Raw genomic sequence first — 24,623 nt, forward strand, 5'->3', positions numbered from 1 at the left:
GGATTTGATGACGCCCTTGCCTGCACCGCTGCGCTGGTTGCACTCCCTGGAGTGGCGGCGTGGTTTTTTCGACTGGGCACGCAGTGATGGCGTGACCTGGGTGTATATCTTCAAAGTGCTGATCGCCGCGTTCCTCACGCTGTGGCTGGCGATGCGCCTGGAACTGCCGCAACCGCGCACGGCGATGATCACCGTATTTATCGTGATGCAACCGCAGAGCGGCCAGGTGTTCGCCAAGAGTTTTTACCGCTTCCTGGGCACCTTGGCCGGGTCGACGGTGATGGTCTTTCTGATCGCCTTGTTTGCGCAGAACACCGAATTGTTCCTTGGCGCGCTGGCGATCTGGGTGGGCATTTGCACGGCCGGTGCGACGCGTAATCGCAACTTTCGCGCCTATGGGTTTGTGTTGGCCGGCTACACCGCGGCGATGGTCGGTTTGCCCGCCCTGGCGCACCCGGACGGCGCCTTTATGGCGGCGGTGTGGCGGGTGCTGGAAATCTCCCTGGGGATTCTCTGCTCTACGTTGGTCAGCGCCGCGATCCTGCCGCAAACCAGCAGCGCCGCGATGCGCAACGCCTTGTATCAGCGCTTCGGCGTGTTCGCGCTGTTTGTCACCGACGGTCTGCGTGGGCGCAGCCAGCGCGAAGGGTTCGAGGCCAGCAATGTGCGCTTTATCGCCGAAGCCGTGGGCCTGGAAGGGCTGCGCAGCATCACTGTGTTTGAAGACCCGCATATGCGACGGCGCAATGGCCGGCTCAGTCGCCTCAACAGCGAATTCATGAGCATCACCACGCGCTTTAACGCCTTGCACCAGTTGCTTGAGCGGCTGCGCACGGATGCGGCCGATCACGTGGTCGCGGCCATCAAGCCGGGCCTGCAAGACCTCGCTGAAGTACTCGATGGTTTTTCCGCTCGCGCCCTCACCAGCCCCGACGCCGCGCGGTTGGCCAACCAACTCAGCGCCTATAAAGACAGCTTGCCCGCCAAAGTGCGCAGCCTGCGGGCGCGCTTTCAGGAGGGCGACCCGAGCGAAGCCGAGCAACTGGATTTCCATACCGCCTACGAGCTGCTTTACCGCTTTGTCGACGACCTGCACAACTACGCGTTGACCCACGCGTCCCTCGCCGACCACAGCCATGCGCGCGAGCAGTGGGACGAAACCTTTATCCCCAAAACCAACTGGCTGGCCTGCGCCGCGTCCGGCATTCGCGCGTCATTTATCCTGATCGTGCTGGGCAGTTATTGGGTGGCCACCGCCTGGCCGAGCGGCGCGACCATGACCCTGATCGCCGCCGCCACCGTGGGCTTGTCGGCCGCCACGCCCAACCCCAAACGCATGGCGTTCCAGATGGCCTGCGGCACCTTGATCGGCGCGTTGGTGGGGTTCGTCGAGATGTTCTTCGTGTTCCCGTGGATCGACGGCTTCCCGTTGCTGTGCGTGATGCTGGCGCCTGTGATCATCTTCGGCTCCTTCCTCGCTTCACGCCCGCAATACGCCGGTGTCGGCGTCGGCCTGCTGATCTTCTTCAGCACCGGCTCGGTGCCGGATAACCTGACCGTTTACAACCCTTACACCTTTATTAACGACTACATCGCCATGGTCATCGGCATGCTGGTGTGCGCGGCGGCGGGCGCGATTATCCTGCCGCCCAACAGCCGCTGGCTGTGGCGCCGCTTGGAGCAGGACCTGCGTGAGCAGGTGGTGTACGCCATCAGCGGCAAACTCAAGGGCCTGGCCTCGAGTTTTGAAAGCCGCACCCGCGACCTGTTGCACCAGGCCTACGGCCTCGCCGTCGGCCAGCCGCAGGTGCAGCGCGACCTGCTGCGCTGGATGTTCGTGGTGCTGGAAGTCGGCCACGCGATCATCGAGTTGCGCAAGGAACAGGCGATTTTGCCGGTGCACCCGGCGTATGCCGAATCCCAGCCGTGGCGACAGGCGATCCGCGTGATGGGCCGGTCGCTGGTGCGGCTGTTTCTGCAGCCCAGCGCGAGCAACCTGGAGCGCGGCCTGATTGCCGTCGACCACGCGATCAGCCGCGTGCAGGCCACCGACGAACCCTTCGCCCCGCACTTCGACACCTCGGCCCTGCGCCGGGTGAAAAGCTACCTGCACTTTATCCGCACCTCGCTGCTCGACCCGCAATCGCCACTCGCGGCCCTCAAAGGAGCCCCGCATGCCTCGTGAAATCGCCTTCCACGGCGTGTACATGCCGACCATGACCTTGATGTTCTTGATCGCGGCAGGGCTGGCCTGGGCCCTGGATCGCTTTCTGGCCGGGTTCGACCTGTACCGTTTTTTCTGGCACCCGGCGTTGCTGCGCCTGAGCCTGTTCGTTTGCTTGTTCGGCGCCCTGGCGCTGACCGTCTACCGTTGAGAATGCCCCGATGAAAAAGTTTTTCAGCCTGCTCGCAACCTTGCTGGTACTGGCTTTGGCGATCTGGATTGGCCGCACATTGTGGGTGCACTACATGGAGACGCCGTGGACCCGTGATGGCCGTGTGCGCGCCGACATCATCAACGTGGCGGCCGACGTCACCGGCGAAGTGGTCGACGTGCCGGTGCGTGACAACCAGTTGGTGAAGAAGGGCGACTTGCTGATGCAGATCGACCCCGAGCACTACCGCATCGCGGTCAAGCAGGCGCAATCGCTGGTGGCCTCGCGCAAGGCCACGTGGGAAATGCGCAAGGTCAACGCCCACCGCCGCGCCGACCTCGACGCCCTGGTGATCTCCAAGGAAAACCGCGACGACGCGAGCAATATCGCCGACTCAGCGCTGGCCGATTACCAACATGCGCTGGCGCAGCTTGAAGCGGCTGAGTTGAATTTGAAACGCACCCAAGTCGTGGCGGCAGTGGACGGCTATGTCACCAACCTCAATGTGCACCGTGGCGACTACGCGCGTATTGGCGAGGCGAAGATGGCCGTAGTGGATATGAATTCGTTCTGGGTCTATGGCTTCTTCGAAGAAACCAAGCTGCCCCACGTCAACGTCGGCGACAAGGCTGATATGCAACTGATGAGCGGCGAGACCCTCAAGGGCCATGTGGAAAGCATCTCGCGCGGCATCTACGACCGTGACAACCCGCAGAGTCGCGAACTGATTGCGGATGTGAACCCGACCTTCAACTGGGTGCGCCTGGCCCAGCGCGTGCCGGTGCGGATCCACATTGATGAAGTGCCCGAAGGCGTGCTGCTGGCGGCGGGGATCACCTGCACCGTTATCGTCAACCCAACACAAAATTAAACTGTGTGAGCTCCCACAGTTTTGACCGTGTTAAGCCTTGATGAAGGTTTCGTGCAGATGGCGCCACAGCAGCGCGCCGCTGGCCTGCTTTTCAAACACCACCGTGGCCCTGCGATCAGTCTGCGTGCCGCTGTCGTCAACCTGATGCTCGCGATACGTCACCGTGGCGCCGCGTGCATGGCGGTCAATCCCGGCCATTTCACTCAGGGTGATTTTCAAGCCTGGGCGCATACCGCCAAGGCGCGTGAACAGTGCCTTCACCCCGGCCGTATTCACCCGCGTGCCGGTGGCGGGCGCGACCATGCTGAACTCGGGTGAGAAGCGCGCAAGCAAGGTTTCCAGGGTGCCTTCAGGCGCAACGCCGGCAAACCACTGTTCAATCTCGACGTGGGTCTGGATCACTTCTTCAAAAAAATCGCTGTAATCAATCATGGCTGGGGCTCGCTGGCAGGGTGAAGCAGTGTGCGGATTCTGGACGCATCCAGGCGCAGCACGGCAAAAAGGGGCAGCAGTGTCAGGGCTGCCGCTATCGTGAAGGTTATGGCGAATGAATCCAAGGCCGACAACAGTGCACTGAGTGCCGCCGCGCCGAGGCAAAAACTTACTTGTCGATTGATATTCCACAACGCGCTGGCGTCGCCCATGCGCTCGGCGGGAATGTCCAGAAACGCCAGGGTCTGTGCGGTGCTGCTGCACAGGCTGCCGCCCAGGCCCATCAGGGCGTAGGCAAGAATCACCAAGACTGGCTGGTTCAGCAGCAGGATGCCGATGCATTGCAGGGCCATGCCCGCCAGCAACAACGGTTTTGGGCCGCAACGGTTAAACAGTTTTTTGCTCAGGTAAATCGCCAGCGCCGACGCCAGTGCCCACGGCAGCATCAGTGCGCCCGTCTTTGTGGCGTCATAGCCGAGGCCGCGCAGGTAGAGAATGGCGATCAGGCTGGTGCCGATAAATACGCCGGGGATGAACAGGTAGATCAGCATCGCCACGCGCAGCATCGGGCTGCGGACCTGCTTGAAAATACTGCCCGGATCCAACGCCGGGCGCGCCGTTGCAGGCGTATCAGGTTTTATCCACAGCAGCGCCAGCAGCAGCGTTAATAACGCCAGCGGCAGGTTGGCGTAGAAGATCCAGCGCCACGACACGCTGTCCACAATCACCCCGCCCAATGCCGGCGACAGCGCTGGCACCAGCAGCGCCACCGACATCACACGAGCAGTGAGTTGGCTGCGTTCTGCCGGTGGAAAGTGCCGGTACGCCATCGCTTGCCCCACGGGAATCAGCAAACCACCGCCCAGCCCTTGCAGCGCGCGCCAGCCAATCAGGGTTTCGATAGAGCCCGCCTGGCCCACCATCAGCGAAGCCCCCGCAAATAACAGCAGGCTCGCTGCGATCAGTGTTCGCTCGCCCATGATCGCCGCCAGCCACACGCTCAGGGGAATGATCACGGTGAGCCCGAGCATGTAGGCATTGCTGATCCAGGCCAATTGCGTCACCGAAGCGTGCAGCTCGCGGGCGATATCCGGGTAGGCGACCGTGGCGACAAACATATTCACCAGGTCCAGGGCGAAGCCGAGTAGGAAGATCCAGGCAACTTTCGAGCGGTAGGTCATGAACGCGATCCTGCGAGTGAGGCGGGCAGGGTAGGCCGCACGCAACGTTTGGGATACGTCGGTTTGCCTGTTAGTTTGTCAAAAATATTTTGACAAAGGAGGGCGCGGCCGATGGTCAGACTGGACCGATTCGACACCTTCAAGGCCGTGGTCGAGGCCGGCTCGCTCACCGCTGCCGCCGACCTGCTGGGCCAGACCCGCGCAGTGGTCAGCTTCAACCTCAAGCGCCTTGAGGCGGAACTCGGCGTGACCTTGCTGACGCGCAACACCCGCCAACTGGCACTGACCGACGCCGGCGAGCGCTTCTACCTGCGCTGCACACGCATGCTCGAAGAAGCCCGGCTGGCGGTGGAAGAGGCGCGTTCCGAACATGCCCAGCTCAAAGGCACGTTGCGCATCACCACCACGGTGGAATACGCACTGGCGGTGGTTGCCCCCGCAATCGAGGCGTTTCGGCGCTTGCATCCTGACCTCAACATTCACTTATCCACATCCTCGACCCACGCCGATTTGATCTCGGAACGCTTTGACGTGGCGATTCGATTGGGGCGGCTATTGGATTCCAACCACCGCGCCGTGCAGTTGTCGACGTTCGAGGTGTTTGCCGTAGCAGCACCCGAATTCGCCGGGGTTCAAACGCTGGATGAGTTAGAACAGGTGCCCAAGCTGGGCCACGGTCGTTTGACGGAATTGAGCCTGACCGACCCGGCCGGTGGCGAGCATCAATACCGCCCCGGCCCGACTGCGCTGGTGGCCGACAGTGCGGCGGTGCTTCAGGCATTTGCCGTGCGCGGTCACGGCGTGGCGGTGTTGCCGCAATGGCTGGTGCAGGATGACCTGGACGCGGGGCGGTTGGTGCGATTACTGGCGGACCATCGTTTCGCCCCGCAGGGGATTTATGCGATGTACCCGGACACACGGCACTTGCCGCTGAAGGTGCGGGCGTTTATTGATTTTATGAAGGGGTAGGGTCAGGCGGTCAGGTGGCGGATGACGTTTACCATGACTGGGGAAAAGGGCTTTAGTCGGTTGTTGGCGTCTGGCAGTTTCAAGTCTTCCATCAGTGCTGTAAGCAGCTCGCTATCTTCGGCTTTAAGATCGTTACCTGCCATGCCGTAGTCGAAAAGCATCAAATCCAACAGACTTTTTCTGGTATTGACCAACGTTCGGTTGGCTTCAGGGGTATCACCTAAGTTCAGCACCTGAATAGCAGTGGCTGCTCTTGGCGTCAGGCCTTCCACTCTCCCGGAAATGTAAAACTTCAGTTCGGTTTCGCACTCATCCATTAGCGGTGTGAGCGGCAACACTTGGTGGGCATGGGCTTTGTCGCACTGTCTTGGCCTATCGCAACTGGCGACGATATTTGAAAAGTCCACTGTGCGGTTCGGCGCGATTTTTTGAGCTTGGACATGCTCATTGCGAGCGTTTTCTGGCGTGATTTCATGGCAGCAATAAGCGCACAGTCCATGTTGTTCTTCGACGCAGGCCTGACGAATGGATTTGCTGGATTCACGCGTCAAATCAGGGTAACGACCCCTCGGGTTTGCACGTTTCCACTGCGTCAGTGCGGCTGGCTCATCTCCTTTGGTGATCTTACGCACTGCGCAACTCCAGTTTGCGAATTAGAAGGGCGGCTTTGGTTAGTTCGATATGGCCAGGAGGAAGGTCTGCGGACAGTTCTTCGAAAAGAGTTTTGGCCTCTTTGAGTTTTTTGTCTTGCAGCAGATCCAGTAAACGATCAAGACGGGCCTGAACGTCGCTGTTGCGCACGTCGGTGTCCATGACGCTGAGCAGTACCTGGTTGGCGTCGAGACCGTAGAGGCCGCTGTGTTCTTCTAGTTCGCCGTTGTCGAGTGCGTAGCACAAGACGTCTTTGGTATCGCTGATCACCAGTGGCGAATGAGTGGTCAGGATGAATTGGCAATTGGGGAAGGTTTCGGTGAGTTGATTGATCAGGCGCCGCTGCCATTTGGGATGAAGGTGTAGATCAACTTCGTCAATCAGTACTACGCCGTCGCCATGCAGTGGGTTTTCCATAGACGGGTTCATCATGGCAAGACGGCGAGCGATATCACCAACCAAAGCCATCATGGATTTTTCACCCTGTGAAAGTTGCGCAACGTCCAGAGTGCTGCCGGACTTATCTATAGCCATATGCAACTTCGGCCTGCGCTGAACGCGCAAATTAGTGAAGCCTGGCATAAATGCGCCTACAGCGGAGCGCACAGCGGCCAGCTGTCGATCACGGGATGACGCATGTGAGTCGACGAGAAACTTCCATAGCGAGCTGTCTGAGCTGCCGATAATATTTTGTATTTCCGCCAATGCGCTTGTTGAAATACCCTTTTCGTTCTCGCTGTCCTCACGCTCTCGAAACCACTCAAAAAAACGGCGAAAGTCAACGCCTCGGTTTAATGAGTTGTCGTAGCCATCTAACTGGTCAAAGCTATGTCGGGTTCTAATCTTTAGTGGGATTTCAATGACTGAGCGTTCGACCGGGTAGTAAGCGATGAGGGGAAAAGACGCGTTACTGTCGTGAGTTAAAATGTTTCTATAGACATTGGCCAGAATGGATGTATCAGCGAGGGCGCTGGTGACTTTTGTATTGCGACCCCGCCTGGATTTTGCCAATGACCATTCGAAGTAGTTGCCTGATTCCTCCGCCTCAACAGCGATTGATGTGACATTCGAACCGTTGTGTAAGGCGCCTTCTTCAATCGGACTACCGTTGCCGCTATCCGATCGAATTCGCGCAACTAACCAACTTAGGGAGGTCGCGAGCGCCCTTAAAATCGTCGTCTTCCCCGCCCCATTGTTCCCCACAAACACCGTCACCTTCGACGCATGCTTTTCGGTAGGCGCAAAGGCGACTTCCAAGTCGGTAAAACGACCGACGTTGTTCAGTCGAATTGTTCTGATTTCCATCGCATTACCCTTGTGGGGCCAGTCAGTTTCAATAGGCAAGCGGCGATTATGGCACTCATCCCGGTTTTTGGCAGGTGGGCTTCACGGTTGCTTACAACACACCGTTCAAACCAAAGCGCTTCTTCAACACCTTCTCCAGCAATGCCTTGGGCAACAACGCCGCCATCAACGGCAGCGCCCGGCAGCCGTTGCCCGCACGCAACAGCCGTGGCGGTTTTGACTGTTGCACGGCCTTGAGCACTTGAGCCGCAAATTGCTCGGCCGAGGTCGGGTTGTTCTGTGAGGCCTGGGAGCGTGCACGAATGCCTTCACGCAACGGCCACCACGGCGACTTCTCGTTGATCAGCAGCTCAGCCTGGGCCCCGGCATTTTTCGCAAAACGCGTGTCGATAGCGCCCGGCTGCACTTCCATCACCCGCACACCGAACGGCGCCAACTCCATGCGCAACGCATCGCTCAAGGCATGCACCGCGGCTTTCGAGGCGCAGTAAGCGCCGGCAAACGGCGTCACCAGCACACCCGACACACTGCCGATATTCACCACCAGGCCGTTAGCGCGACGCAGCGCGGGAAACAGCGCCTGGGTGACGCCGACGATGGAAAACACATTGGTTTCGAACTGGCGCTGCATGGCCTCGGTGCCGCCGTCGAGCAGCGGGCCCATGGCGCCGTAGCCGGCGTTGTTGATCAGCACATCCAGCTCGCCCCACTGCTCGGCCAGGTGCTGCAAGGCGGCGCTGTGGTTGACGTCCAGTTGCACCGCATTGAAACCGGCGGCGGCGAGGGCGGCGACGTCGTCTTCGCGGCGGGCGCTGGCCCACACCTCGAAGCCGGCGGACTTGAACGCGTCAGCCAGCGCGCGGCCGATGCCGCTGGAGCAGCCGGTGATGAGTACGTTGGGCATGGATCAATCCTTTGTCAGTCCGAGAAACTGCCTTGCAGGTGCTCGGCGCGAAATTCCAGGGTTTGCGGGCGGTAGCCAGGGCGCAACGGCGGTGTGGGCAGGCAATCATCCCACGTGGCGCCGGCCTGCAACTCGCCGGGGCCACGATAGCGTGGGGCAGCATAGACGTTGTCGGCCAGATTTACCGTGTCGCCCGGCGCATAGGCGGCGACGCGCCAGCGCAGTTCTGTGAGGGGCACGTCATTGCCGTTGTTCAGGATCAGTTTAAGCGGGCGATCGGCCGGGCATTCTTGCGGCGCGTAGCTGATGCGCAGTTCCAGGCGCGACAGTTGCGAGGCTTCGCGGTTGTCCAGCCACACCACCCAAATCGCCACAAAGCCCAGGCCGACGGCGGCGGCAAGGGACACCGGCAAGGCCTTGGCAGGGTAGCGCAGCAGCAGGATCAGCCAGGTGATGATCAGTAGAACGCCGATGAACATGGAGACCACCTCGAATAGAGAACGAGCATCCTAACTTAAGCGTAGGTGGGATTGGCTAGCTTGAGATAACTGTTGCTTGGGCGGACGCCATCGCAGGCAAGCCAGCTCCCACAGTTGGAATGCATTCCCCTGTGGGAGCTGGCTTGCCTGCGATGAGGCCCTTACAGCTGATCGTTCCCACGCTCTGCGTGGGCATGCATCCCGTGACGCTCTGCGTCACCAGTGCGCGGAGGGCGGGACGCGGAGCGTCCCAGGCGGCATTCCCACGCGGAGCGTGGGAACGATCAGCCCCCACCCAACCCACTGCGGATAGGGGACGCAATGGACTGGGTGAGGGCTTCTTCTTACGACTGTTTTATTGCGCGATAGTTTTCACCGACACGCCACGTTCAACCGGCGTTGAGCGTCCGTAGATATCTTCGAACCGCTCGATATCGTCTTCGCCCAGGTAGCTGCCCGATTGCACTTCGATGATTTCCAACGGGATCTTGCCCGGGTTGCGCAGGCGGTGCACCGAGGCGATCGGGATGTAGGTGGACTGGTTCTCGCAGAGCAGGAACACGTTGTCGTCACAGGTGACTTCCGCCGTGCCGCTGACCACGATCCAGTGTTCGGCGCGGTGGTGGTGCATTTGCAGCGACAGGCACGCGCCCGGCTTGACCGAGATGTGCTTGACCTGGAAACGCCCGCCCATGTCCACCGAGTCGTAGGAACCCCACGGGCGATAGACTTCACAGTGGTTCTGGGTTTCGCTGCGGCCCTGGTCGTTGAGGGTGTTGACCATCTGCTTGACGCCCTGAACCTTGTCTTTGTGGGCAATCATCATCGCGTCTTTGGTTTCCACCACCACGATGTTGTCCAGGCCGATCACCGACACCAGTTTGCCGTTGCCGTGGATCATGCAGTTACGGCTGTCCTGGATCACCACGTCGCCTTTGCTGACGTTGCCGTTGGCGTCTTTGTCGTTGACCGCCCACAGCGACGCCCAGCAACCCACGTCGCTCCAACCGGCACTCAGCGGCACCACGCAGGCGCGCTGGGTTTTTTCCATCACGGCGTAGTCGATGGAATTGTCCGGGCAGCAGGCGAACGTGGCTTCGTCGAAGGTCACGGTGTCGGCGGTCTGCTCGCTGCGTTCCAGGGTCAGCACGCAGGTGTCGTAGATGTCCGGGTCGTGCTTTTTCAGCTCTTCGAGGAAACGGCTGGCGCGGAACAGGAACATGCCGCTGTTCCAGAAATAACCGCCGCTTTTGACAAACTCGACGGCGCGTTTTTCATCCGGTTTTTCCACGAATTGCTGCACACGGCTCACGCCTTCTGGCAGCAGCGAATCGTTACTGGACTTGATGTAGCCATAACCGGTTTCCGGGCGGGTGGCCGGTACGCCGAACAGCACCATCTCGCCGCGCTCGGCGGCCACGGTGGCCAGTGCCAGGGCGCGTTGCAGGGCTTTCTGGTCGTCAAGCACGTGATCGGCCGGCAGCACCAGCATCAGTTCGTCGCGGCCTTCGTTGACCAGCATCATCGCGGTCAAGGCCACGGCCGGTGCGGTGTTGCGCCCGAACGGCTCCATCAGGATGCGCTGGCATTCGAGGTTACGCGCACTCAGTTGCTCGTTGACGATAAAGCGGTGGTCTTTGTTGCAGACCACAATCGGTGAGTCCATGCCTTCGAACACCAGGCGCTCCAGGGTTTGCTGGAACAGCGTGTGCTCGCCGGTCAGGGCCAGGAATTGTTTCGGGAACTGTTTACGGGAAAGCGGCCAAAGACGTGAGCCGCTACCACCGGAAAGGATAACTGGAATCATGGGGGTTTCTCCTTGAATCGATTTGGGTCAGAGCTACGAAGGTTTGTCGTTTCACTCTTGTTTTTGTCTCGTGTCCTGAGTTGAAACGCGGACACTGTGGGAGCTGGCTTGCCTGCGATGGCACCTTCAAGATCGCCATCGCAGGCAAGCCAGCTCCCACCTGGAGCGTGTCAACTCAGGAAAATATTCAGCGGGTCGACACTGGGCGTTTCACCCAGACTGGCGAAATGCTCGAACCGGAACCGGTCACATACAGCACCGCCGCCTCACCACGTTCCAACGCCACCGGCTTCACATCGCCGACTTTCTTGTCACCGTCATACAACGCCAGGCTCACTTTCACCGGGTTGATTTCGCGCTCGCCGCGGCCTTTGGCAGCCACCGACTTGACCACGTCGGTCTTGCCGTCGGCAGTTTTCAAGGTCAGGGCCTTGTCGCTGAGGTTCTGAACGCGTACCAGGGATTTCTGCTTGTTCTTGAACGGCGGTTCTTCGATCAGCTGTGGCTGGCCGCTGCCGCTGTTGACCAGGGTGTAGTAGTGATCGGCGGCGAGTTTGACCGGCACGGTCTGGCTGCCGACCTTGGCGCTGTAGTCGCCGCCCGGCATGAAGCTGAAGTCGCTGCTGGCCAGTGGCGCAACGTCGCTGAGGTTGGTGGCGCCAACGGTGGCGCTGACTTCCTGGTTGGAAGCGTTGTACACACGTACGAAGCTCGAACCTTTTGGCGCGGTTGGGCCGTAGAGCGCGGCGTCACCACCGGCGAAGGCGGACATCGACACAATGCTCATACCGGCAGCCAGGGCCAGAGTCTTGGCGAGACGACGAGGAGTTGTAGTGAAAGTCATGTGAGTTACCTCTCTTTCAGTTTTGCGCCCGGTCGGGCGTCTCGGATTTTTGGGTTTTAGCTGGTGTGTTCAGTGCCATGTTCTGTTGGCGCGAACCGGCTTGTTTAAGCTGCGCGACCCACTGCGGGTCGGCGTCACCGATTTCGTTGTTGACGGGCAGATAACGTTCCGGGAACTCCCAGATCAGCACCTGTGGCGGGCTGTTCTTGAAGTCGTCGCTTTTCAGGTAGCTGAGCATCGGCAGAATCGGGCCGTGGCCGTCTTCGGAGTAGTTGATGACGTCACTGTGCAAGGCTTGCTTGAGCGCACCGACGAAGTTCCAGTTGGGGTTGGCGCTGTAGCTGGTGCCGACCAATGCCACCGGGGTTTCACTGTCCGCAAACAGGGCGTCGTCGCCTTTGTTTTCAGCCAGGTGCGTGACGCGTTTTTGCAGCGGCTCTTTAGGCGGCATCAAGTTTTCAAACAGCGGGTCCAGCGGCAGGAACAGACGCAGGTCGCCTTTGTGCGGTTCGGTCTTTTCCGCTTCGGTAACAAAGCGCTGCGGCTCGCCGCTCAAAGGTGTTTTTTCAGCAATGGTCTTGGCCAATTGCTTGGCGGCGATTTCGGCGCCGTCCGGGGTCCAGTGCGTGTCGGTGCGCAGGAACACTTGCGTGCCACCCAGCTTGGCCTGTTGCAACGGGCCGAGCAGGTCCGGGGCGATGATCTTGTCCGCCGCGACACGGGCGTGGAAGTCTTCGTACAGGTTGGCGTGGATGCTCGCCGGTTTCACTTCACCCAGGTGTTCCGGGTACAGGCGCACTTTGGCCGGCACGATGGCCATCACCAATTGAATGCCTTGGGCCTTGAGCTTCTGGCGCACGCCTTCGACCAGCGCGTAGTTGCCCTCAAGGTTCTGGTCTTCGTTGACGATGGGGTTGAACTCCTCGTCGCTGTACAACCAGTGATCGCGACCCAGCACCACGCCAGGGCGACCTTCGTTGAACAGCTTGTAGTCCAGCGCTGCCCACAGGTTGGTGCCGATACGCTTGATCGGGAACTGGTCGTCGTAGTGGGTCTCGACGGCTTTGGTCCAGCGGCCGTTGAGCACCGTGGCATCAGCATTGGTGCTGAAGCCGAAGAAACTGCGCAGCGACCAGGCGCCCAGGGCCAGCAGCACCAGCAGGAACAGCGCGATATAGAGGACGCGGAATGAACGGGTCATGGTCGGCTCCCTCAAAATTGGAAGTAAAGGAACGGCGAGAAACTCTGCGCCGACAGTTTGAGAATCGACGCCACAAACAGCAGCAGCACCGCAGCGCGCATGGCGTAGCGTGGCCAGTCAGCGGTCCAGTAGGCCGGTTGCACGGCGGCGTCCTGGCCGACGGTGAAACCTGGCTGGTGGATGCTGTCCGGGTTGTCGCCAGGCACCGCTTTGATCAGGCTCGGGTCGGCCGGCTTGGCTTTTTCGGCAGGGCGATTGGTGTAGAAATCGCGCAGGCCGAAGAACGCCAGCGTTGCGTACGCCACCACCAGGGTTGCCACTTGCAGGCCGGTGAGGCTGGCGCGGTTGAGTTCCGACAGTGACCACTCGCCAAAGCTGAACATCGCGCCGTACATACGGCCGGCAACGTGCAGGTTCTCGGAGCGGAAGATCACCCAGCCCATCACCACCAGCAGGAAGGTGAAGGCCCAGCGCACCACGTTAAAGCTGCGCGGCGCGGTGTTGAGGCCGATGGCTTTTTCAATCGCCAGCCACATGCCGTGCCAGGCGCCCCACACGATGTAGGTGATGTTCGCGCCATGCCACAGGCCACCAAGCAGCATGGTCAGGAATAGGTTGCGGTAAGTGGTCAGCGTGCCTTTACGGTTGCCGCCCAGGGTGATGTACAGGTAGTCACGCAGCCAGGTCGACAGGCTGATGTGCCAGCGGCGCCAGAACTCGGTGATCGACTGGCTGATGTACGGCTGTTTGAAGTTTTCCATGAAGCGAAAACCCATCATCAAGCCCAAACCGATCGCCATGTCGCTGTAGCCGGAGAAGTCGAAGTACAGCTGCGCGGTGTACGCCAGCGCGCCGAGCCAGGCATCGCCGGTCGTCGGGTTTTGCAGGGCGAAGCAATGGTCGGCCACCACCGCCAGGGTGTCGGCGATAAAGACTTTCTTGATGAAACCCTGCATGAACCGCGTGCAGCCCTCGGAGAACTTGTCGAGGGTGTGCGTGCGGTTGTTGAACTGGTCGGCCAGGTCGCGAAAGCGCAACACCGGGCCGGCAATCAAGTGCGGGAAGATCGCCACGAACGCCGCAAAGTCGATGAGGTTGCGCGTGGCCGGGGTGTCGCCACGGTACACGTCGATGATGTAGCTGATGGACTCGAAGATGTAGAACGAGATCCCGATCGGCAACAGCACGTGGGTCAGAATGAACGGCTCCAGGCCCGCCGACTTCATCATCACGTTGATGCTGTCGACACCGAAGTTGGCGTACTTGAAGTAGCCGAGGATGCACAGGTCGATTGCCACGCCGAGCAACAGCCAGCGCTGGGCCGGCTTGGTGCGCACGCCGGCGGCACCGACCTTGAGGCCGATCCAGTAATTCCACAGCGTCACGGCGGCGAACAGCGCCAGGAAGTCCACTCGCCACCAGGCGTAGAACACATAGCTGGCAATCAGCAGCAGCAGGTTGCGATAGCGTTGCCCGCTCAAGTAGTACAAGCCGAGAAAGATCGGCAAGAACAGAAACAGGAACACATTGGACGAGAAAACCATCCCGATCTCTCCATGTTTAACAGACAGTCAAGGGCCAGAGCCCCCCCAAACCCCCCCACGATTTCGGGGGAGGCTGTGATCGTTCCCCCGCTCTGCGTGGGAATGCCTCACTGGACGCTCTGCGTCCGCTTTTGGGACGCAGAGCGTCCCTGGCTGCATTCCCACGCGGAGCGTGGGAACGATCATCAGCCGCTAGTTGCCTTTGTTGCCTTTCTCATGCGTCGGGTCGTAGACCTTGGTCAGGTCGCCGCCCAGTCGGAAGGTCTTGAACGGTTGCATGCCATGCTTGCGTTCGAGCACATCCGGGGCGCAGGTGTAGAGGGTGCAGAAGGGTTCAAGCCAGGCGAACTTCATGTCCTCCTTGAGATCCTTCATGTCCTGTTCCTTGCCGTTCTTCTTCTCGAAGATTTCCGGGTCTTTGACCCCGGCCAGCACTTTGTCGCCCAGGCGTTTGAGCGCGCCGTTGTTTTCCTGGCGCAAGTCCACCCCGTTGACCAAGGCAAAACTGGCGATCATCGACAGCGGTGGCAGCGCGTAGTTGTGGTACGACAAGGCCCGTTGCTGACGCTTCAATTCGTTGGGCAAAAAGCCCTGGTCATCGACCTGGTTGGCGCCGACCTTGTATTCCTTCACCGCCCAATCAAACAGGTCGCGGCGGTTCACTGCGACGGACGTCGCCATCACCGACCACGCGGCCCAGTAGGAGTGGTTGTTGGTTTTTTCCAGCGGCAGGTTGTCCCAATCGCTCACCACCTGATCGGCCAGCTTGTTGAACCAGGCTTCGATCAACTGCGATTCCTGCTGGTGGTTGGCCAGCGGGTGCGAGTCGGAAAACTTCAGGCGCACATAGGCCGAGGCCATGCTGCCCAACGCCCATTTGCGCATGGACTTGCCGGTGTGGTTGAAGTCCTTGGACATCAACGCATTCGCCTTGGCCCAGCTGGTAAGCCAGTTCAGGGTGCATTCCAATTGCTGCGGACGACCGTCGCGCATGAACTGCATCACGCGCTTGCTGGTGTCTTTTTCCAGTTTGGTGATGTCGGCGGTGCTGTCGCGAAAGGCTTTTTCGGACTGCACATTCAGGGTGGAACGGGCTTTGTCCGAACCTTCGTACTTGCTGCGAAATTGCAGCGAGCCGGTGTACGGCGCCGGCATGGCGTCGCAGTCATTCTTGAAGTCGCCGGTCTTGAACGCTTCCACCGGGGCGAAATAACCCTGGGGCGGGCGCAGTGGCGCGGCGGCGTTGGCTGCGCCGGCGAAGATCGCCAGGCCCAGTAACGATGGGATCAATAACTTCTGCATAGGTAACCTCATTGCCCGAGTGAGGCAGTCTTCTGACCACCGCTTGGGAATACGTTGCGTGTGCAAATTTTCGCTTCGACTTTCTGCGCGGCAGCGCCCGCTTCGGGGCCCTGCACTTCCACGGCCAGCAAGTTCTGCGAGGCCCAGTCTTCATCGGTGCGCAGTTCAAAGGCGAAACGCCCGTCTGTATCGGATGTTTCGGGTTTCTCGATCTTGATGTCCTCGTGGCGCCCGTTCATGTACCAGAGGGTGGCTTGCAGGGTTTTCACCGACGGGTCGGCGAAGCGGATGTCGACCTGGTGACTGCTGTTACGCAGGTCTTTGTTCGAACTGTTCACCAGCAATTCGTTCTTGCCGGGTTTCAACGTCGTGCTGGCGCTCATCTGTGCGGTCTTGCCTTCGCAGCCGTTGTCGAGCAGCGACATCATCTGGCGGTAGATGGTCTCCTGGTCGAGGCGGTACAGCGGCGAGAACTCCCAGATCAGAATTTTCGGCGGGGTTTTCTGGAATTCATCGCTGCCCAGGTACTGGATCATCGAGCCTTCGAGACCACCGCCAGGGAAGGCGACGTTGAGGATGTCGGCACCGATTTCCTGTTCCAGGAAGCCGGCAAAGTTGTAGTTCTTGCCGCTGTGGCTGGTGCCCACCAGGGTGATCTGCGGGTTGCCCGAATCGCCGAACAGGTCGCCGTCACCGGCTTCGCCCTTGGGCTCGGTGGTGAACTGGTCCATGTACTGGATCGCGTAGCTGGTGCCGCACAGTTGCCCGGCCATGTTGTGCAAGGTGCCGGTCTTGCCCATGCGCCCGGAGCGTTTGGTTTCGAATTCACGCTTGGGAATATCCGCGAACTCAGGCATCGCACGCACTTTGGCACCGACGATTTTCGCCGTGCGCTGGGCGCCGTAAGGTGTCCAGTGTTGGTCGCCACGGAAGTAGAAATCGTGGGCCGGCAGTTCATCCGGCAGTTGCTCGTTAGTCAGCGGCGAGAGGTCCGGCACCACGTAACCCATCTTGGCGAAACGGCCGAGCATGGTCTTGTAGTTACCCAGTGCCTTGTCGAAATCGAACTTGGCTTTTTCTTCAGGGTTGAGCTTGTTGCGGTTCACCAAGCCACGGGTTGGCTGGTAGACCACCACCAGTTCTACGCCCTTGGCCTTGAATGCATCGTGCAGCTGTTGCATGCGTTTGTAGCCGGCTGGGCTGGTGTCGAATTCGGTGCGCAAATCCTCCTGGGTACGGAACAGCCAGTCGCCCTGGGCTTGCACCAGGGTGGTGAAGTTCTGCTGGTAACGCGTGGTGTAGTTCTTCGCGTCATGGGCGGCCGGGCACAGGCTGCAGCACGGTTCGGCGGTAAAGGTCGGCGCCTTGATTTCATCGGCGCGTACGCCTTGGCTGGCCGCCAGCAGGCCGAGGGTCAGACCCGAGAGGCTCAGCAGTTTGATCATGTGTGGGTGCATAAGGGTCATCCTCAGTCCTGCATTTCGGTCTGGCGTTCGACAGGGTCGATCAGCACGGCTTTCTGCTGGCGCACCAGCAGGTCGAGAATTTCTTCCTGCCGATCGCCCAGCACGCCGTTGAAGCTGATACCGCTGGATTTGGTCGGCGCCAGCATCGACACGCGGTACAGCTCGACACTCAGTGGCGAGTCGATCGACAGCGGCCCGCTGCCGTTACCCGCCAATTCACCGCCAACCACGATCAGCGAGACCTTGGCGTCGAACGGGTCGAGGGCGATGTCGCGGTCGGTGTCGGTCAAATCCTTGATGTGGCCGTACACGCCGGTCAGGCCGTTGGCCATCGCGGTGTTCTCGTACAGGCGGATGTTCACGCTGTTACGGATACGAATGCCGTGGCGACGGTTGGCGATCACCTTGTTGCCCCACAGCAGGTTGTCGGCGCTTTCATACAGCGTGATGCCGTCGGTGTGGTTGCGGTAGATCTCGTTGTCGGCGATCAGGTTGTTGACGCTGTTACGGTCGATCACCAGGCCCGACAGCTTGTTGTCGTAGCTGCGGTTGTTGAAGATGAAGCTGTCGTTCACCTCACGGGAAATGATGATGCCGTGCTTCTTCTTGGTGCCGTAGACCGTGTTGTCGGCGATGATCAGGCCGTGGGAACGGTCGTGCGGGTCAATGCCGTAGACGATGTTGTCTTTGTAGGTGTTGCCCTTGAGCACAAAGCCCGTGGTCTCGTAGCAGTAGAAGCCGTACCACATGTCCGAGAACTCGGAATCGACGATCCAGCCGGTCGGCTCAGGGCGCTTGAGCACCTTGGCCATGTTCGGCGTGTACTGGGAAATACTCACCCCGTACGACTTACTGTTGGCGTAGCCGAAACTGGCCATCTTGCTGTTGGCGACGTAGGTCTCGGTGCCGCCCCAGGCCAGCAGGAACGGGCGGAATTCCTTGGGCGACTGGAACAGTGCCGGGCCATTGGTCTTTTCATTCCAGCCGGTGATCCGGGTGTCACGCACAAAGAGTTGGCCGTCGTTGATCAGGAACGAACCGGCTTGTTGCGACAGGCGCAGCTCCTGGGTGTTCTTGTCGATTTCGAGGATGCCTTTGCGCCCGACCACAATCGGCAGCTTGGCCAGAAACACGCCCGGCGAGGTTTCGCTGAAGTACTGCTTGGGCACTTTGCCGAGCAGGTCCTTGAGGTTCATGTAGCCGTCGTCGACAAAGATCGCCTGGGGAATGCCGTGCTGGCGCACCACCCATTCGGCCATCTTGTTATCGCCGCCGATAAAGTCCTTGAGCGCGTCTTCCTGCATCATGCGGCGGATGCTGATTTTGCCCGGCTTGGTTCTGACGATCTTTTTTTCCATCGCCGCGCCGGTGTAGCCCGACAGGTCCGGCAGGGCGGGCTTGGCCATTTCCAGCGGCGCGGTCGGCGGGCTGGAAATGGTGTAGGTCTTGGCCTGTTGCAGTTCTTTGGCGATGGTCGGCGCCTTGCCCTGCTGCGGGGTGTCGGCAAACGCTGTGGCACTGGCCATCAGCATCGCGGCAACCAGCAATTTTTGAGGAATCATTGCGCAGGCTCCCATCAGAACTTCCAGATCACGTCGACAAAGGCGCGATGCATGTACGAGTCGACCTGGCTGCCATACGCATCACCCGGCTTGAACACGCCGGCACGAAAGCGCACCAGCGCCGACGGTTCGTCGATCGACTGGCTGAGCGCGGCCGGCAGCAGGCCTTTCTTGAAGTACTTGGTGACCACCAGGTCCATCTCCTGGCCCAGGTCCTTCTTGCCGTCTTCGAGCGGCAGGGAAGTGCTGGACAGGATCGCGCCGGTCACGTCGTCGGTGTTGTTCTGCACGGCATCGATGCCGTTGCTGCCCACCGGCTTGTTGCCGTCGACGCGCCAGAACTTGTGGTAGACCAGGCTCGCGTCGTAGTCCTCACGCAGTTGCCAGGAACCGAACAGGCTCATTGACTGCATGTTGTTCATTTCGCCGCGAAACGCCTCGCCGAAGCGGTGCACGCGGGACTGGGTGCCGGTCCAGTTCGAACGGTTGCTTTGCAGGCCGTTCTGCTCGTAGTTGGCACTCGCGCGCGAATAAGCCGCGCCGACTTGCCACTGCGGGTCCAGACGCAGGCGAATGCCGAGGTCGGTGGCCCAGCCACTCACGTCATCGCTGCGCTTGGCTTCGGTTGGGCGAGTGCCGTCTTTGTTCAGGGCGTTGACCGTGTCGCGGTCGCCTTTCATGCCGGTGACGCTGGCCCAGTAGTTGACCGTGTTGGTGTTGCGCCAGTTATAGGCGTCGCTGTTGGCTTCGATGCCGAGCCAGGTCAGGTCGCCATTCTCGCGTTTGTCCAACGGGTCGGTGGCCACGCCCGGTTCGGCATAGTCGAGCTTGCCGTCGTCGTGGGTGTGGTGACCGCGCAGGCCGATCCACTGGCCGGGCGTCCACTGGTAGGCGGCGTCGGCGTAGAAGTGCTGGCGGTCCTTGTCCTTGGGCGACAGTTCCTTGAGGTCGGTGCGGTATTCGCTGAAGCGTTCGGCGGCGCCGACATTGGCCTTGAGCAAGGTGGTGTCGAAGGTCCAGTTCAGCGCTTCGATGTTGGTGTCGCGCCATTGGCCGTCGTCATTGCGCAGGCGCTGGCGACCGAACTTGAGGATCTCGCCAGGGTAGGGCGTAAAGCCGCTGTAGCCGACCCAGAACTCGCGCAGGGCCAGGTAGTTTTTCTTGGCTTTGCGGTCGTCGTTGCTCGATTGTTCGGTGGTGTCGTCGGCCGACTGTTGCAGGGTGTCGGTCTCGATGATGTCGCTGGAGGTCACCGCCTGGCCCATGGCATAGGCGCTCCACGCGCCGCTTTCGCCGTAGACCCACGGGCGCAGGTCGAGGCCGATGCCGTTGACGTCGCCGCCTTTCTGCGTACCGAGGTCGCGGTCATCTTCGGACTGCGCAGTGGCTTTGACTTCCAGGCCGAAGTTCTTGGCTTCGGTCAGCGCGGCCAGGGTCGGGCACGACCACAGCAGGGCGAAGGTCAGGCCGATGCCGGCCTTGACGAATGGGTTGAGCTTCATAGGGATTCCTCGCCGTCTTCTTCTTGCAGGGCGTGCAGTTGCAGCGTGCTCTGGGCCAGGGTGCCGCGCGCGGCCAGTTCCTGTTGCACCAGGCGTTGGCCTTCGGCGCGTTGCTCCGGCGTGAGCGGGGCTTCGAGCTGCGTGGCCAAGTCATTGGCCTCTGGCGTGTCCTGGGCTTTAGCCAACTGGCTGAAGACATAGGCGTTCAATGGGTCGGGCTTGGTGCCCTTGCCTTGGGAAAACAACTGGGCGATGGCGAAGTCGGCGCTGTTCTGGCCGTTGCGCGCAGCGGTCAGCAGGTGGTCAAGGGCTTTTTGCGAATAGACCTTGCCCAGGTAGCCCCGGCGGTAGATCTGGCCGAGGTAGTAATCGGCGGCCACTTCCTTGCCCACGGCTTTTTCGAAATGCGCTTCGGCAGCCTTGGCGTCGGCCGGCACCCACTTGCCTTCGTAATAGAGCTTGCCCAGCAACAGCTCGGCGCGCGGCTGGTCGGCGGCGCGGCCGTTGTCCAGGTACTTCATCATCTGGTCGACGTCACCCAGTTCGGGGAAGTCGTAGAGCAGTTGCGCCAGGCTGACCCAGGAAGCGGGGTAGCCAGGGGCGATTTTTTCCAGCAGGGCTTGCGCGGTTTTCTCGTCGGTTTTGCCCAGGGTCGCATCACCCAAGACACGTGCGACGCTGTCGACGCGTTGGGCGGTGACGGTGCCACGGCTGTAACCGGCTTCCATCTGCTTGAGCAGTTCGGCCTGTTTTTCCGGCTCGGCTTTTTTCTGATAGACCGTGGCCAACTCGACGTAGCAGATGTCGGTGGTGTTCAGCGCGGCCTTGCAGATGCGCTCCACGTCATCCAGATGCTGGTCGTAGGTGTCCTGGGTGCGATACAGCAGCACCTGGGCCAGACCGGCTTCCGGGTAACCCGCCGCTTGCCATTTGCTGATCTGCTGCTGGGCATTCACGTTGGGGAAGCTGTGCGGGTATTGCAGGTACAGCATCGCCAGCGGGATCAGGGTATTGCCTTCGCCATTGGCAAAGGCTTTTTTCAACAGGCCTTCGGCTTCGTGCTGCTCGGCTTCGGTAGCGCCGGGTTTGGCCACCAACAGGCGACCCAGGCGCGCCTGGGCGCGGGGCGATGTATCGGCCGCGGCGCGGTAGGTGGCCTCGGCCTGGCGGATTTGCTCGGGGTCGCGGGTGGTCACCTGGATATCGGCCAGGCCGACTTGGGCCTCGCTGTAACCCAGGTCTGCCAGTTGCTGGTAATTCTGCTGGGCGGTGACGGTGTCGCCACGTTTCAGGGCTTCGTTGGCCAGGCGCTGGTCGGGCAGACCGGCACAACCGGCGAGGCTCACCGCCAATGCCAGCGCGCAGAGCGCAGAGGCAGAGGCAGAGTGAAATCTGCTTTGTGTGGGAGCTGGCTTGCCTGCGATGGCGTCACCTCGGTGCATCTGAAAAACCGAGTCGCCTGCATCGCGGGCAAGCCCGGCTCCCACATGGGTCAATGCTGTTTTTGAAATAGGGTTCACAGGCATGTCCTCACTTACAGACCGTGAGCCGTGGCTTTGTCGATCAGCCAGTTCAGGGACGGGCCACGGTCGCTGGTCACTTCAACCGGGCGGCCGGCGTAAGTGCTGTCCAGCGGTGCGTCCGGCTTGATCTGCACGCGGATGTCGGAGGACAGGTCGGCGCTGTTCAGGCTGGTGCTGCTGACGATGGTGCCGGTGCGGATCTGTTCTTCGTCGGCGACCTGGAAGCTCACCGGCGTGCCGGGGCGAACGTCGGCGAACTGGCGATAGGTGAAGCGCGCTTCCACGTTGGCCAGGCTGCCGCGTGGCACCAGTTGGAAGATCACATCGCCTTTGCTTGCGTACTGGCCGTCGGCGACCATTTGCTGGGCAACCACGCAATCACACGGCGAGGTCAGGGTGCCGGTCATTTGCTTGCCGAACAGCTCTTCAACCTTGGCCGGTTGCAGTTGGTCTTCGTCCAGATGGCCCTTGAGCACATCGAGCATGCTGGTGCTGAAGGTCGCCAGTGGCGCGCCTTTGGCGGCGACCGCGTCACCTTTGAGCAGGCTTTGCACGGTGCCGTCGCGCGGCATCGTGACGTTCATGCCCGGCACGCTGACCAGGCCGGCCTGGGCGTGGCTGACGAAGTACATGCCATACACCGACTTGAAGACAAAGCCGAATGCGGCGAGGCCGACGATGAAAATACCTGCGCTGAACACCACGGCGCGCAGGCGACCGAACGCGGTCATGCCGCTGCCGCCGTCCTTGACCTTGCGCGCCTTGGTGAAGTTGTCGCGTTGCAGGGTGGCGAGTACGTCGCCCATGGTCACGATGTCGCCGGACAAGTGCGAGGTGATCAAGTGGCGCAGGGTCGAGATATCTTGTTGTTCCAGGTTCTGGAACTGGCAACCGGTGCGGCCGGTCTGGCGGTCGTAGGAGCGAATCTGCAGCTCTACATCCATCGCCAGGCCGAGGTTATCGATGACGAATTGCAGGCGGCCTTTGTGCACTTCACCGACGGTCAACGGCTGGGTGGCGGTGAACGCCAGGCCACCGGCGGACAGGTCGATCACCCGTGCTTCGGTCTGGGTGCGGTCGGTGTTGAAGAAGCGCAGCTTGGCCGGGATTTTCACGCGGGCATGTTGGCGCTGGGCTTCGGACTCGTGGACAACGTTGGCGTTTACTTGGCTATTCATGGTGTGTAGTTCCTAGTTAATTCAGGCTTGGCAGGGTCAGACCATCATCAGCAACACGGCGACGAAAATGCTGCCGGCGGAGAAGGTCATGGTCCGAGACGACCAGGTGTTGAACCAACGTTGAAAGCTGGCCAAATCGCGGGTCAGTTTGGTGTCCTGGCGGGTCCAGGACTGTTGATCAAGGCGGAAGAACACGTAGATCTTCACCAGCGCGCCCATGATCTGGTTGTAATAGAGAATCACCGGGTAGGCCGGGCCGATCTTGTGGCCGGAGCACGACAGCAGCAGGGTCAGGATCAGGCGGGTGATGCCGATCCACAGCAGGTACGCGAGGATGAACGCGCCGCCGTACTTGAAGGTGGCGATGAAGGCCACGGTCAGGCCGAGCAGGGAGGTCCACATCGACACGCGCTGGTCGAACAGCACCACACTGGTGAACAGGCCGAGCCGACGCACGCCCAGGCCGAGGGCACGGGAGTTCTGGCGCAGGTTGTTGCCGTACCAGCGGAACATCAGCTTGCGGCTGGCCTTGATAAAGCTCTTTTCCGGCGGGTGTTCCACGGTGTTGATCGCGGCGTCCGGCACGTAGAAGGTGTCGTAGCCCAGGCGCATCAGGCTGAACCAGCTGGACTTGTCATCGCCGGTCAGGAACTTGAAGCGGCCCAGGCGCCAGTGTTGCAGCGAGTCGCTTTCCACGTCGGCGATAAAGCCCGGGTCGGTGACCACGCTGGCACGGAACACCGACATGCGCCCGGTCATGGTCAGCACGCGCTTGGACAGGGCCATGGAGCACATGTTGATGTGGCGCTGGGCGAAGCGCAGCTTGTGCCATTCGCTCATGATGTAGCCGCCGCGCACTTCGCAGAACTCGTTGGTGGTCAGGCCGCCGACATTGCCGAACAACTGGAACCACGGCACGGTTTTGCGCACCACGCCTTCGGCGAGCACGGTGTCGCCATCGATCACTGCAACCACGGCACGGTCGTCCGGCAAGTGGCGGGAGATGGCGCGGAAGCCAAAGGCCAGGCCGTCGCGCTTGCCAGTACCGGCGATGCGTACGAAATCGAGCTTCACGTGTTCCGGTGGGTTCATGCGTTCCCACAGGCTTTTCACCAGCAGCTCATCGGACATTTCCACCAGCGAGCAGACCACGGTGGTCGGGAAGCCGCATTCGATGGCCTCGCGAATGACCGAGCTGTAAACCTGTGCGGTGGTCAGCGCATCGATACGAAAACTGGTGACCATCAGGAACACATGGGACGGGTCCGCCGACTTGCCCAGCTTGCGCACTTTACGGCGCAGGTGCGGGTAGACCACGTACAGGAACAGCATGCCGCGAAAGAAATGCGTAGCACCCATCGAGTAGCGCCAGATACCGACGGCGCCAATCAGGAAAATAAAATTCTTCGACTCGGAGTCGAACGTACTCGCCGGTAACAGCAGGGCGAGTCCCATCAGCAGGCTCAAGAAGAACAGCCAGCCGGCAGATTGGAGCAGTACGTGTTTTAACTTGGACATAAGCGTCAT

The 24,623-nt window shown here is 60.6% G+C and carries 21 protein-coding genes; 4 read left to right on the top strand and 17 right to left on the bottom strand.

Annotated features, from left to right (window positions below):
- Window positions 1-7: 7 nt before the first annotated feature.
- Genes L8I05_RS21620 through L8I05_RS21630 form a run of 3 tightly spaced genes read left to right on the top strand, consistent with a single transcriptional unit; the run spans window position 8 to window position 3,246 of the window.
- Entirely contained in the window at window positions 8-2,185 is a 2,178-nt protein-coding gene (locus L8I05_RS21620; protein ID WP_242171440.1) for an FUSC family protein, read from the top strand.
- Window positions 2,175-2,375, top strand: a complete 201-nt coding sequence (locus tag L8I05_RS21625; RefSeq protein WP_010565658.1) for a DUF1656 domain-containing protein — start codon at window positions 2,175-2,177, stop codon at window positions 2,373-2,375. Before L8I05_RS21620 ends, L8I05_RS21625 begins: the two co-directional genes overlap by 11 nt.
- Before the next feature lie 10 nt (window positions 2,376-2,385).
- Entirely contained in the window at window positions 2,386-3,246 is an 861-nt protein-coding gene (locus L8I05_RS21630) for an HlyD family secretion protein (RefSeq protein WP_242171443.1), read from the top strand.
- A 30-nt stretch (window positions 3,247-3,276) separates the two neighbouring features.
- On the opposite strand, the gene L8I05_RS21635 is transcribed toward L8I05_RS21630, so the two are convergent.
- Together L8I05_RS21635 and L8I05_RS21640 are read right to left on the bottom strand one after the other, a co-directional pair.
- Complete coding sequence (locus tag L8I05_RS21635) at window positions 3,277-3,678, bottom strand: DUF4440 domain-containing protein (protein ID WP_197624997.1); 402 nt, start codon at window positions 3,676-3,678, stop codon at window positions 3,277-3,279.
- A complete protein-coding gene (locus tag L8I05_RS21640; RefSeq protein ID WP_242171446.1) occupies window positions 3,675-4,859 on the bottom strand; it encodes an MFS transporter in 1,185 nt (394 codons plus the stop codon). The genes L8I05_RS21635 and L8I05_RS21640 overlap by 4 nt, the downstream gene beginning before the upstream one ends.
- 111 nt (window positions 4,860-4,970) lie before the next feature.
- Here L8I05_RS21640 and L8I05_RS21645 point away from each other — a divergent pair, with 111 nt between their 5' ends.
- On the top strand, window positions 4,971-5,828 hold the full coding sequence (locus L8I05_RS21645) for a LysR family transcriptional regulator (protein WP_242171448.1): 858 nt from the start codon (window positions 4,971-4,973) through the stop codon (window positions 5,826-5,828).
- Window positions 5,829-5,830: 2 nt separating this feature from the next.
- Here the strand turns inward: L8I05_RS21645 and L8I05_RS21650 are convergent, their stop codons facing one another.
- The 15 genes from L8I05_RS21650 to alg8 all read right to left on the bottom strand — a co-directional run bounded on the left by L8I05_RS21650 (window position 5,831) and on the right by alg8 (window position 24,614).
- Window positions 5,831-6,460 (bottom strand): retron system putative HNH endonuclease, encoded by a 630-nt coding sequence (locus tag L8I05_RS21650; RefSeq protein WP_242171450.1) that lies wholly within the window; start codon window positions 6,458-6,460, stop codon window positions 5,831-5,833.
- Complete coding sequence (locus tag L8I05_RS21655) at window positions 6,453-7,784, bottom strand: AAA family ATPase (protein ID WP_242171452.1); 1,332 nt, start codon at window positions 7,782-7,784, stop codon at window positions 6,453-6,455. Before L8I05_RS21655 ends, L8I05_RS21650 begins: the two co-directional genes overlap by 8 nt.
- Window positions 7,785-7,875: 91 nt before the next feature.
- Complete coding sequence (locus L8I05_RS21660; RefSeq protein ID WP_242171454.1) at window positions 7,876-8,688, bottom strand: SDR family oxidoreductase; 813 nt, start codon at window positions 8,686-8,688, stop codon at window positions 7,876-7,878.
- A 14-nt stretch (window positions 8,689-8,702) separates the two neighbouring features.
- A complete protein-coding gene (locus L8I05_RS21665; RefSeq protein WP_159954330.1) occupies window positions 8,703-9,167 on the bottom strand; it encodes a multidrug transporter in 465 nt (154 codons plus the stop codon).
- A gap of 355 nt (window positions 9,168-9,522) precedes the next feature.
- Window positions 9,523-10,974, bottom strand: a complete 1,452-nt coding sequence (locus L8I05_RS21670) for a mannose-1-phosphate guanylyltransferase/mannose-6-phosphate isomerase (RefSeq protein WP_242171455.1) — start codon at window positions 10,972-10,974, stop codon at window positions 9,523-9,525.
- Window positions 10,975-11,161: 187 nt separating this feature from the next.
- On the bottom strand, window positions 11,162-11,818 hold the full coding sequence (locus L8I05_RS21675) for an alginate O-acetyltransferase AlgF (RefSeq protein ID WP_083360051.1): 657 nt from the start codon (window positions 11,816-11,818) through the stop codon (window positions 11,162-11,164).
- A 16-nt stretch (window positions 11,819-11,834) separates the two neighbouring features.
- The gene (locus L8I05_RS21680; RefSeq protein WP_242171456.1) at window positions 11,835-13,019 is read right to left on the bottom strand and encodes an alginate O-acetyltransferase; all 1,185 of its coding nucleotides are present in this window, start codon (window positions 13,017-13,019) and stop codon (window positions 11,835-11,837) included.
- An 11-nt stretch (window positions 13,020-13,030) separates the two neighbouring features.
- Window positions 13,031-14,563, bottom strand: coding sequence for an MBOAT family protein (locus L8I05_RS21685; RefSeq protein ID WP_177016451.1), 1,533 nt, complete (start codon window positions 14,561-14,563; stop codon window positions 13,031-13,033).
- Between the two features lie 192 nt (window positions 14,564-14,755).
- Window positions 14,756-15,865, bottom strand: coding sequence for a mannuronate-specific alginate lyase (locus L8I05_RS21690; RefSeq protein WP_159954334.1), 1,110 nt, complete (start codon window positions 15,863-15,865; stop codon window positions 14,756-14,758).
- Window positions 15,866-15,873: 8 nt separating this feature from the next.
- On the bottom strand, window positions 15,874-17,322 hold the full coding sequence (locus tag L8I05_RS21695) for an alginate O-acetyltransferase (RefSeq protein WP_242171457.1): 1,449 nt from the start codon (window positions 17,320-17,322) through the stop codon (window positions 15,874-15,876).
- An 11-nt stretch (window positions 17,323-17,333) separates the two neighbouring features.
- Window positions 17,334-18,908, bottom strand: coding sequence for a mannuronan 5-epimerase AlgG (algG, locus tag L8I05_RS21700; RefSeq protein ID WP_242171458.1), 1,575 nt, complete (start codon window positions 18,906-18,908; stop codon window positions 17,334-17,336).
- Entirely contained in the window at window positions 18,908-20,395 is a 1,488-nt protein-coding gene (locus L8I05_RS21705; RefSeq protein WP_242171459.1) for an alginate export family protein, read from the bottom strand. Before L8I05_RS21705 ends, algG begins: the two co-directional genes overlap by 1 nt.
- Entirely contained in the window at window positions 20,392-21,915 is a 1,524-nt protein-coding gene (gene algK / locus L8I05_RS21710; RefSeq protein WP_242171460.1) for an alginate biosynthesis TPR repeat lipoprotein AlgK, read from the bottom strand. The genes L8I05_RS21705 and algK overlap by 4 nt, the downstream gene beginning before the upstream one ends.
- A 14-nt stretch (window positions 21,916-21,929) precedes the next feature.
- Complete coding sequence (locus L8I05_RS21715; protein ID WP_242171462.1) at window positions 21,930-23,096, bottom strand: alginate biosynthesis protein Alg44; 1,167 nt, start codon at window positions 23,094-23,096, stop codon at window positions 21,930-21,932.
- A gap of 36 nt (window positions 23,097-23,132) precedes the next feature.
- Window positions 23,133-24,614, bottom strand: coding sequence for a mannuronan synthase (gene alg8, locus L8I05_RS21720; RefSeq protein ID WP_242171464.1), 1,482 nt, complete (start codon window positions 24,612-24,614; stop codon window positions 23,133-23,135).
- Window positions 24,615-24,623: the final 9 nt, after the last annotated feature.

Origin of the sequence: Pseudomonas sp. MONT-RG-20F-20-E-7-02, assembly GCF_022662395.1 — a bacterium.
Taxonomy (GTDB): Bacteria; Pseudomonadota; Gammaproteobacteria; order Pseudomonadales; family Pseudomonadaceae; genus Aquipseudomonas.

Coding starts and splice junctions, on each gene's coding strand:
- L8I05_RS21620 (WP_242171440.1), top strand. CDS start 8: ATGACGCCCTTGCCTGCACCGCTGCGCTGGTTGCACTCCCTGGAGTGG.
- L8I05_RS21625 (WP_010565658.1), top strand. CDS start 2,175: ATGCCTCGTGAAATCGCCTTCCACGGCGTGTACATGCCGACCATGACC.
- L8I05_RS21630 (WP_242171443.1), top strand. CDS start 2,386: ATGAAAAAGTTTTTCAGCCTGCTCGCAACCTTGCTGGTACTGGCTTTG.
- L8I05_RS21635 (WP_197624997.1), bottom strand. CDS start 3,678: ATGATTGATTACAGCGATTTTTTTGAAGAAGTGATCCAGACCCACGTC.
- L8I05_RS21640 (WP_242171446.1), bottom strand. CDS start 4,859: ATGACCTACCGCTCGAAAGTTGCCTGGATCTTCCTACTCGGCTTCGCC.
- L8I05_RS21645 (WP_242171448.1), top strand. CDS start 4,971: ATGGTCAGACTGGACCGATTCGACACCTTCAAGGCCGTGGTCGAGGCC.
- L8I05_RS21655 (WP_242171452.1), bottom strand. CDS start 7,784: ATGGAAATCAGAACAATTCGACTGAACAACGTCGGTCGTTTTACCGAC.
- L8I05_RS21660 (WP_242171454.1), bottom strand. CDS start 8,688: ATGCCCAACGTACTCATCACCGGCTGCTCCAGCGGCATCGGCCGCGCG.
- L8I05_RS21665 (WP_159954330.1), bottom strand. CDS start 9,167: ATGTTCATCGGCGTTCTACTGATCATCACCTGGCTGATCCTGCTGCTG.
- L8I05_RS21670 (WP_242171455.1), bottom strand. CDS start 10,974: ATGATTCCAGTTATCCTTTCCGGTGGTAGCGGCTCACGTCTTTGGCCG.
- L8I05_RS21675 (WP_083360051.1), bottom strand. CDS start 11,818: ATGACTTTCACTACAACTCCTCGTCGTCTCGCCAAGACTCTGGCCCTG.
- L8I05_RS21680 (WP_242171456.1), bottom strand. CDS start 13,019: ATGACCCGTTCATTCCGCGTCCTCTATATCGCGCTGTTCCTGCTGGTG.
- L8I05_RS21685 (WP_177016451.1), bottom strand. CDS start 14,563: ATGGTTTTCTCGTCCAATGTGTTCCTGTTTCTGTTCTTGCCGATCTTT.
- L8I05_RS21690 (WP_159954334.1), bottom strand. CDS start 15,865: ATGCAGAAGTTATTGATCCCATCGTTACTGGGCCTGGCGATCTTCGCC.
- L8I05_RS21695 (WP_242171457.1), bottom strand. CDS start 17,322: ATGCACCCACACATGATCAAACTGCTGAGCCTCTCGGGTCTGACCCTC.
- algG (WP_242171458.1), bottom strand. CDS start 18,908: ATGGGAGCCTGCGCAATGATTCCTCAAAAATTGCTGGTTGCCGCGATG.
- L8I05_RS21705 (WP_242171459.1), bottom strand. CDS start 20,395: ATGAAGCTCAACCCATTCGTCAAGGCCGGCATCGGCCTGACCTTCGCC.
- L8I05_RS21715 (WP_242171462.1), bottom strand. CDS start 23,096: ATGAATAGCCAAGTAAACGCCAACGTTGTCCACGAGTCCGAAGCCCAG.
- alg8 (WP_242171464.1), bottom strand. CDS start 24,614: ATGTCCAAGTTAAAACACGTACTGCTCCAATCTGCCGGCTGGCTGTTC.